We start from the raw sequence: 3,825 nt of genomic DNA on the forward strand, positions 1-3,825 counted from the left end.
TCATTAAACCTAATGAACCAAAACCTTGTGCTACGGTATCAGATTGTACGTCGCCGTCATAGTTTTTACAAGCCCATACAAAGTTACCATGCCATTTTAAGGCAGATGCAACCATGTCGTCAATTAAGCGGTGCTCGTAAGTTAACTGGTTAGCTTCAAACTCCAGTTTAAACTCGTTCTCATATATCTCCTGGAAAATATCTTTAAACCTGCCATCATATTTTTTAAGGATGGTATTTTTGGTTGACAGATATAAAGGCCATTTTTTCAATAAGGCCTGGTTAAAGCATGCACGTGCAAATCCTTTGATTGACTCATCGGTATTGTACATGGTTAATGCAACACCATCGCCCTTAAAATTATACACTTCGTATGATTGCTCGGCACCGCCATCTTCAGGAGTGAAGGTTACGGTCAATTTACCTTTGCCTTTAGTTAAAAAGTCGGTAGCGCGGTATTGATCACCAAAAGCATGACGACCGATGCAGATCGGTGCTGTCCAGTTTGGTACCAAACGTGGCACATTGGCCATTACAATTGGCTCACGAAAAACTGTACCATCCAGAATGTTACGGATAGTTCCGTTTGGCGATTTCCACATTTGTTTTAAGCCAAACTCCTCTACACGTTGCTCGTCAGGAGTAATAGTTGCGCATTTGATACCTACGCCATATTTTAAGATCGCATTCGCTGCATCAATAGTCACCTGATCGTTAGTTTCATCACGATACTCTATACCCAGATCGTAATATTTGATATCAAGATCAAGATAAGGAATTATCAACCTGTCTTTGATAAATTTCCAGATAATTCGGGTCATTTCATCTCCATCCAGTTCAACTACCGGATTTTCTACTTTAATTTTTGACATACCTGACGTTGTTTTTTATTATTTTAATGGCTTCAAATATATTAATTACACTTTACCATTTATACTAATAGTAAATGAAATTTATCGATTGCCTTATTTCACATTTATTGTGTTAAGTTTATTGTATTTATTGTGATTGATACTATTTTTATAAAATTAAAGTTGATATAAAACAAAACTGACAGCTTTACGTAATAGTCGTATATCTGCATTATGATAAAACTGATATTTAAAGCCTCCCTCATAATTTTATTATGCACAAGCACATTTTTAGCCAAAGCTCAGTTAGGTTATGATTATGCACAATATGATGTTGGTGGCGCCATCGGGATGGACTATCCTGTAAGTACCGATGTTTTTAAATCATTAAAAACTACGCCATCGGCACACTTTAACTTTACCTATAACCAAACCCCATATGTTAACTATGTTTTTGAAGGGCAGTTTGGCCGTTTAAAAGCCGGCAATGAACTTACAGGCTATGGCCGTATGTTTGAAAATCACTTTACGGCTTTTGCATTGAAAGTGCAACTTCAGGCCGGTGAATTGATTGACTATTCGCAAAGCAATATTACCAATGCGTTTAAAAACTTTTACCTTTCAACGGGTATAGGTTATATTGTAAATCACATCGTAGTTAAAACGCCTGATAAAAGTCTTCCACCCGGCTTTATGTTAGGCGGTGATAACAACAGCCAGATACCTTTTGTTCCGCTCAGAGTTGGTTATGAGTTTAAGTTTTTTAACGAGTACAATGAGCCCAGCGTTAAAATAGATCTCGGATACCAATATAACGTCATTCTGGATGATAACCTTGACGGTTACATAGCCGGCAACCATAATGACATTTTTTCGCAGCTTACCCTGGGGGTTAAATTTGCCATTGGCGGCGTAACCTCTTACCGCAAAAAAATATCTTACTGATAGCACACGAGCTTATTTTTAATTAAATTCATTTGTTTTTTTGGCAAGGTTTTTAGGTATATTTATATAAACAATATACCCTATGAGCAGTCAAGATATAACCCCATTTGATGATGATGATACATTATCAGACAATACCAATGACCGGGACAGGACATTAAAGGATGAGTTAGGTGAAACTATTGATAAAGAGGACCTGAATTACAATCCGGATGAGGATAGTTTTGAATACGATGTTCAGAGCGATGATCCTGATTATGACCATCCCGACCCTTATAAGACCACAGTAAAGCATGGCGATGACATGAATTCAACTTATGATGAGGCCAACCCTTATGATACTGCTGATGAATATACCGAAAGAAGATCGCTCGAAACTGATGTGGATGACCTTGGCATGCACATTGATAATGGCGATATTGTAGAGGTTGACCCTACAGATTCTGCATTAGCACACACCCCGGAAGACGACCGTGATGATCTGGATGAAGAAGGTTACCCAAAAAACGATACTGAATTTTTAAAATAGACTTTTTTGAGTGATGGGTTTTTAGTTCTGAGTTCTTCTTGAAACAGACATAAACTCATCACTCAAAACTTAAAACTCATAACTACGCTCTCTAATCAAAATCAAGATTAAAGCGATTTTTTAAATCGTTAAGTTGCGGGTTGCGAGTTGCCATGTGCTGAAACTTTTCAATAGCTGTATATGGCTTGCGTACTACTTCCTGCTCATCAACACGGGCGTTTACCTCAATAGTAAAGTTATTTAGCTTACTGCGTAAAAAGTTGTGCATCTCCGGGCGCTCTTCTTTAAAAAGATTTTCCTGCACCTTATTACCTACCACAACCTCAAATTCGTAAGGTTTCAGCATCCGGGGAGCATTGGAAGTAAAAATGGTAACCAGGTTTTTTTTGCCTTCAGCTTTTACTTTAGCGGCAAAATCGCTCCAATAGCGTAAAAAGCTATCCATCGAAAAATCATCCCGGGCATCCCCTTTCAGGTACGGATCTTCCTCTTCGGCTATCTCTTCCTCCGTTTTGGCAGCATCATTAAGCGAGGGTATTTTTACCGATAATGATGAGCCTAAACTTGGGCTCGGGATAAATATTTTTGGTTTCTCGGCCGGTGTCTGCTCTTTTACAGGAGGCGCTGCCTGGGCATTTTGTGATACCTGCGGCTTAGTAGTATTATAGGATAAAGGAGCATCACTTAATACAGATGTCTCATTATTGATCTTATTTTCAGCTACCGGGGGCTTTACTGCTGAGGTATCAGGTTTTTTTTTTAATGACCCGTCGTTAGCGGATGTTGCAGTAAGCGGCGAAACGGTCACATTAAACGCCGAGGGCAGGTGACACATCTTGAGCAGAGCCAGCTCAACCTGTAATCGCTGGTTTTTACTTAGCTTGTAACTGATATCGCACTGGTTGGCAATATTCATGGCCGAAAGCAGGAACGATACTGAACCGGTTTGCGATTGCTGCAGATATTTGCTTTTAATACCCTCGCTTACCTCCAACAGTTTTAAGGTTGATTGATCTTTACTTACCAGCAGGTTACGGAAATGTTCGCTAAGGCCGGCAATAAAATGGGCGCCATCAAATCCACGTGATAGTATCTCATCAAAAAAGAGCAGCGTCTTAGCAGTATCTTCCTGAAGCAAACTGTCGGTTATATTAAAATAGTAATCGTAATCAAGTATGTTCAGGTTATCAATAACCGAACGATAGGTAACCTTACCGCCAGAAAAACTAACGATCTGGTCAAACATGGATAAGGCATCCCTCAAACCACCATCAGCTTTTTGCGCTATAATGTGTAAACCATCCGGTTCATAACTTATGTTTTCTTTACCGGCTATTGAGGCCAGGTGAGCAGCCATATCCTCAACCCTGATGCGGTTAAAGTCAAATATCTGGCAACGTGAAAGTATGGTAGGTAATATTTTATGCTTTTCGGTAGTGGCCAGTATAAATATGGCGTAATGAGGAGGCTCTTCCAGCGTTTTCAGAAACGCGTTAAAAGC

The 3,825-nt window shown here is 39.4% G+C and carries 4 protein-coding genes; 2 read left to right on the forward strand and 2 right to left on the reverse strand.

Annotated features, from left to right (window positions below):
- On the reverse strand, positions 1-871 hold an 871-nt coding region (locus AAGC65_RS25365), incomplete at its 3' end, for an NADP-dependent isocitrate dehydrogenase (RefSeq protein WP_343115253.1).
- 213 nt (positions 872-1,084) lie between these two features.
- On the opposite strand from AAGC65_RS25365, the gene AAGC65_RS25370 reads away from it, so the two are divergent.
- Together AAGC65_RS25370 and AAGC65_RS25375 are read left to right on the forward strand one after the other, a co-directional pair.
- Entirely contained in the window at positions 1,085-1,795 is a 711-nt protein-coding gene (locus AAGC65_RS25370) for a hypothetical protein (protein WP_343115254.1), read from the forward strand.
- Between the two features lie 82 nt (positions 1,796-1,877).
- Positions 1,878-2,324 (forward strand): hypothetical protein, encoded by a 447-nt coding sequence (locus AAGC65_RS25375; protein WP_343115255.1) that lies wholly within the window; start codon positions 1,878-1,880, stop codon positions 2,322-2,324.
- A 91-nt stretch (positions 2,325-2,415) separates the two neighbouring features.
- Here the strand turns inward: AAGC65_RS25375 and AAGC65_RS25380 are convergent.
- Positions 2,416-3,825, reverse strand: a 1,410-nt coding sequence (locus AAGC65_RS25380; RefSeq protein ID WP_343115256.1) for a DNA polymerase III subunit gamma/tau, incomplete at its 5' end; no start/stop codon positions are given.

Source organism: Mucilaginibacter sp. (assembly GCF_039207105.1).
In the GTDB taxonomy this organism is placed as follows: domain Bacteria; phylum Bacteroidota; class Bacteroidia; order Sphingobacteriales; family Sphingobacteriaceae; genus Mucilaginibacter.

Coding starts and splice junctions, on each gene's coding strand:
- AAGC65_RS25370 (WP_343115254.1), top strand. CDS start 1,085: ATGATAAAACTGATATTTAAAGCCTCCCTCATAATTTTATTATGCACA.
- AAGC65_RS25375 (WP_343115255.1), top strand. CDS start 1,878: ATGAGCAGTCAAGATATAACCCCATTTGATGATGATGATACATTATCA.